The 4,231-nt window shown below is 45.1% G+C and carries 2 protein-coding genes; both read right to left on the bottom strand.

Annotated elements, in window-relative coordinates; translation table 11 throughout:
• Nucleotides 1–58: 58 nt before the first annotated feature.
• Nucleotides 59–1,960 carry a DUF3857 domain-containing protein gene (locus H6629_23990; GenBank protein MCB9070849.1) on the bottom strand — a complete coding sequence of 634 codons (1,902 nt, stop codon included), beginning with the start codon at nucleotides 1,958–1,960 and terminating at the stop codon, nucleotides 59–61.
• Nucleotides 1,961–2,025: 65 nt separating this feature from the next.
• A complete protein-coding gene (locus H6629_23985; GenBank protein MCB9070848.1) occupies nucleotides 2,026–3,978 on the bottom strand; it encodes a DUF3857 and transglutaminase domain-containing protein in 1,953 nt (650 codons plus the stop codon).
• Nucleotides 3,979–4,231 lie beyond the last annotated feature (253 nt).

Here is a 4,231-nt window from a genome sequence, read left to right as displayed (position 1 = left end):
TTAACGCTTTCGCAGAACGCACTTTTGCGCTCCCGACACAATTTTTCGAAACGCGAACCTACCGCTTCAACACAAACTGCATGTTATCCCGTTTCACAACTTCGCTGATAAATTCGCGATAAGCGGCGTATTTTTCGAGCGGAATTTCCCGCGTTTCCAGCCGGAATTGCCGCAAATAGCGCAGCCGATTATCCGCCAATTCGTATTCGATCCGGTAAGTGCCGAATTCAGATTCGATGGTTTCCTGCGGCGGTGCGGCTTCCAGCGCGTAACCGGGCGGTAAGCTGATATAAACCGTATCTGCATCCTCAAATGCGTAGTTAAATGAAACCGAAAACTTGCGTTCATCCGGCGATTCTTCCGGTGGGTATTTTTTGGAAAACTGGTTGATCACATTCGGGCTCAAAAATAACCGGCTGGCGCTGCGCGTCGCAAAATTTTTCATTTCGCCGGAAAAATGCACAACGCAGGGCTGATCGACATTTTCAGCAAGATTTTCGACAGTAAATTCCGCCAGATCGAATCGTGAGGCACTGAGGCTGATCAACCGACTGCGCAGCCAATCCTGCTGTTTTTCGATTTCCACACCAATAAACCGCCCACGAACATAGCTTGACCGGTTACCGGTTGTGGCAAACCAACCGCTCATTTGCAGCGCACCATCTTCGCCAATGCGGCCTTCGGTGCGGCTGGTCATCAAATTATCTTCCGGACGACTGACTGGTGTTTGGATAATTTTGCCGCCCTCGGCTTCAACCACCAGCACTTTTGCGCCTTCAACGGAATATGGTAATTCTCCGGCGGGAATGTAATCTGCGGTGCATTCCAGCCAAACCGTATCTTCCGGTAACGGCACGACGGCAATGCAATGGTTAAACTGGTTGGATGGAAATTCTTCAATAAAATTGATGGCATCGCGGGTGGGCGTAAGTGCCAAATGTGCGGGAATATTCACCACATCCAGCATCGCGACCATTAGGGTGGATAAATCTTTGCAATCGCCATATTTATTTTCGAAAACAGATTGCGCGCTGTATGGCTGCCAACCGCCGATACCCAGATCGATGCTCACATAACGCGAATTATTCTGCAAATAGGCGTATAATTTGCTGATTTTGGTTTTGGCATCGTCATCAGGATTCACCAGCGCAGCAACTTCCTGACGAATGAGTTCGGGCAAAATCAGCCGGTCGGCTGTCAATCCGCGATACCACTGCGCCAGACCATTCCAGTCGCGGAAATGCCCGAATGAGTTCTCCAGCGCAAATCTTTCCGGGGTAAAACGCAGGATCATCCGGTTGCTGTTGTTTTTCGACATATAATCTTCGCTCTCAAAAGCGGGGAGCAACGCGGCATTCCAAATGTGCGAAACACTGCTGGAGCGAATCGTTTTTGGTGATGTTTCCATATTTACAGCATGGGTGCGAAACGCAACTGTCGTATCGCGCAACACCAGTTTGTAGCTGCTGCTTAACACGGGCACATTTTTTTGCGGAAACCAGTCCGGCCAAAAAAACAGTGTGCTCATTTCTGCTTCGGTGCTGTATTCCACAACATATGGAAATTTTGGCCAAGTTGAATTAATCCATTGATAACGCGAATCGCTATACAACGAATATCCGGGCGAATAATCTTCTTTCAGGATGTCGCTATTTTTGTATTTTTTTAGCTCTTCACCATCGGTGCTCAAAATTCGCACATCTATTTTTTTCTTTTTGATAAATTTGTTTTCGCTAACACCAGGAATACCGTAACCTTTGCCTTCATCGTTATTGATTTGAACTTTGCGGGAATAGCGAACATAAGCTTTTCCCTGGCCGAGAACTTCGAATTCTGTCTCATCGGAAAGGATGATTGCATCGTGCGAACCAGACAAAATATCGACGGTTTGGGCTGTGCCGAAACCGCCCCACAACGCAACAGATAAAAATATCACACCGTAAATTGATCGCATTTCCATAGTTCACCCAAAATAAATTCACCCGGCCACCGCTTCCGGCAAGCCGGGTAAGAGCTGTTTTTCAATTATTCGCCTTCGCTGGTTGCGCCCTGACGAATGACAATTTGAGCTTGGTCGGCACCAATTATGCGATCGTAAAAATCGCGCAATGTGGCATAATCTCCGGAACCGTAGGTTAGCTGGCGGCGGATGTATTGGCGTTTCAGGGATATTTTGTTGCCGTCGGCTGTCCAGTCATTTACAAATGTAATATCAAAATTGGGTTTTTTGCTGGTGACGTTTTGCGGTAGTTCATCCAACACGTAACCTTCCGGTAATTCTATATTTATATCATCTGATTCTGCAACATTATAAACAAACTCAACCGGGAAAAACCGTTTTTCGCGTTTAAACGGGTTCTCTTCCATTTTGTTGATTGCCGGCGTTGCGATATAAATCATATTCCCAACCACCTGGGCAAATTCCGGTGAGCGGAAATGCGCAGAGATGTAAACCGGTTGTTCCAAATTTTCCAGCGCATCCACTGTAAAGGAATCTAATTCAACTGTTTTGAAGCTGTTTTGCAACAGTGTTTTGACATATTCTTCATCGCCGTCTGCGGTAATTTCCTGACGTGCATCGATTGCGTGATAGCCCTCCATCCGGATCGTTACAGAAGCGTGCAGCGTGCCGCTTTCGTCCAGTTTTGCATCGGCTTTGCAGTAGCGCATATTTGTTTTTTTGGGCTCTGGCAAATTAATAAACTGCCCTTCAGCATCGTCAATCAACAAACCGATATCAACCAGCGTGCGCTCCGGCAAAATGTCGTAGGGATAATGTTTCAGACGCGAATCCAGCAGCACCAAACGCCGGCCGATCATCGCAGCGGTCAAAATATAGTTAAATTGGGAAAGCCGGGGCTGATTGCGAACAACCATCCCGTTGCTGCGGGTGCTGATCAGCATCGGATAAGCCTCAAGCCCTGCCAATCGCAACAGATTGATCAACAACAGGTTTTTTTCGCTACCGGTGCCTTTGAGATTTTTTAATATTTTTTCGCTTTTTTCATCATAATATGCGCCGCCCTGCGAAGTTGATTCGATATTATTCTGAACGTATGTGTAAAGCGATTTTATTTTATCCAGCGGCGTCATTTCCGGTGTTGTCTGGGCGGCGACCAGCGCTTTCAAATCGCCATCGTTGCTGTAAAATTTATCGAGATACTCGCGTTCTTCTTTGACCAACTCCGCCCAATCGCTGATAAATTTGCGATACACATACGGGCTTTTGTAATCGATAATCTGGAAATGGATGGCAGCCTGGTAATCTTCTGTTGTGCGCATAAACGGCTCTTTGCGAATCGGCGGCAGATCGCGCATTTCCCATGTGTATTTGGTTAATGCGATGCGCTGTCCGGGCACCAAAATTTCATCTTTATGGGGTTGAATTTCCGACATGTTCCGGTAAAACGCATTATAGCGAAAATAGGGCAACACCGTTACCGAATAACGGCTCAACCGGGTGTAAATTGAATTTTGGAAATACCATTGTTCTAAATTATGAATATATTCGGAAACCATCCGGAACCGGTATTCAATTACCGAACCCACTTCCACACCCGGCATCGCAAACTTGATGCGGTTTACTTTTTCGCCTTTTTCTTCAAAAATATCCTTTTTATCCAGCTTGATTTGCTTGCCGTTTGGAAGGGTTGTAATACCTTTGATGTCTTTTATGTCATCCTCGTAATAGTATGGAATAACAATATCCGCCTGCCCCTTGCCTTCTTCGGTTAAAATCTTGATGCGGAAATGATACTCCCCTTCCACAAAATACATATTGCCGTCACTTTCTAATTTGAGATCGCCATCTGCAAATAGCACAACTGCCTCCGCTTCGGGATCATCCGCATAACTGGTCATTGCCAGCTCTTCTTTGGATACCTTGCCAAATTTCGGCAATTTTTCCAGATCTTGCGCCATCCCTGTTTTCACAAGAAATGCAACACCCAATAACAGCCAAAGCATACGCTTTTTCATTTTTCCTCCGGTTTTAATAGCGCAATCAAATTGCGCTAAGTTTGCAATTTGAATAGTTGTTCCCGTTTTTCATAAAAATTAGGAGTGTAAATTATTTATTATTAAATATTTACAACAATTCCATTTCAAAGGCATACTACCAGATTTTTTAATTGATTACTGCTTTGGGGGCTTTAAATAATACAAAATGAGTGTTTTTTTTGCAATAATTAAATTAAGATTTTTTTCACTAGAACATTATTGAGCTGCCCGT

The organism is Calditrichia bacterium, assembly GCA_020634975.1.
In the GTDB taxonomy this organism is placed as follows: Bacteria; Calditrichota; Calditrichia; order RBG-13-44-9; family J075; genus JACKAQ01.
This window is presented reverse-complemented; position numbering and strand designations above follow the sequence as displayed.

What these genes read in the sequence shown, in the direction of transcription:
- H6629_23985 (MCB9070848.1), bottom strand. Translation starts at nt 3,978, where the DNA reads ATGAAAAAGCGTATGCTTTGGCTGTTATTGGGTGTTGCATTTCTTGTG.
- H6629_23990 (MCB9070849.1), bottom strand. Translation starts at nt 1,960, where the DNA reads ATGGAAATGCGATCAATTTACGGTGTGATATTTTTATCTGTTGCGTTG.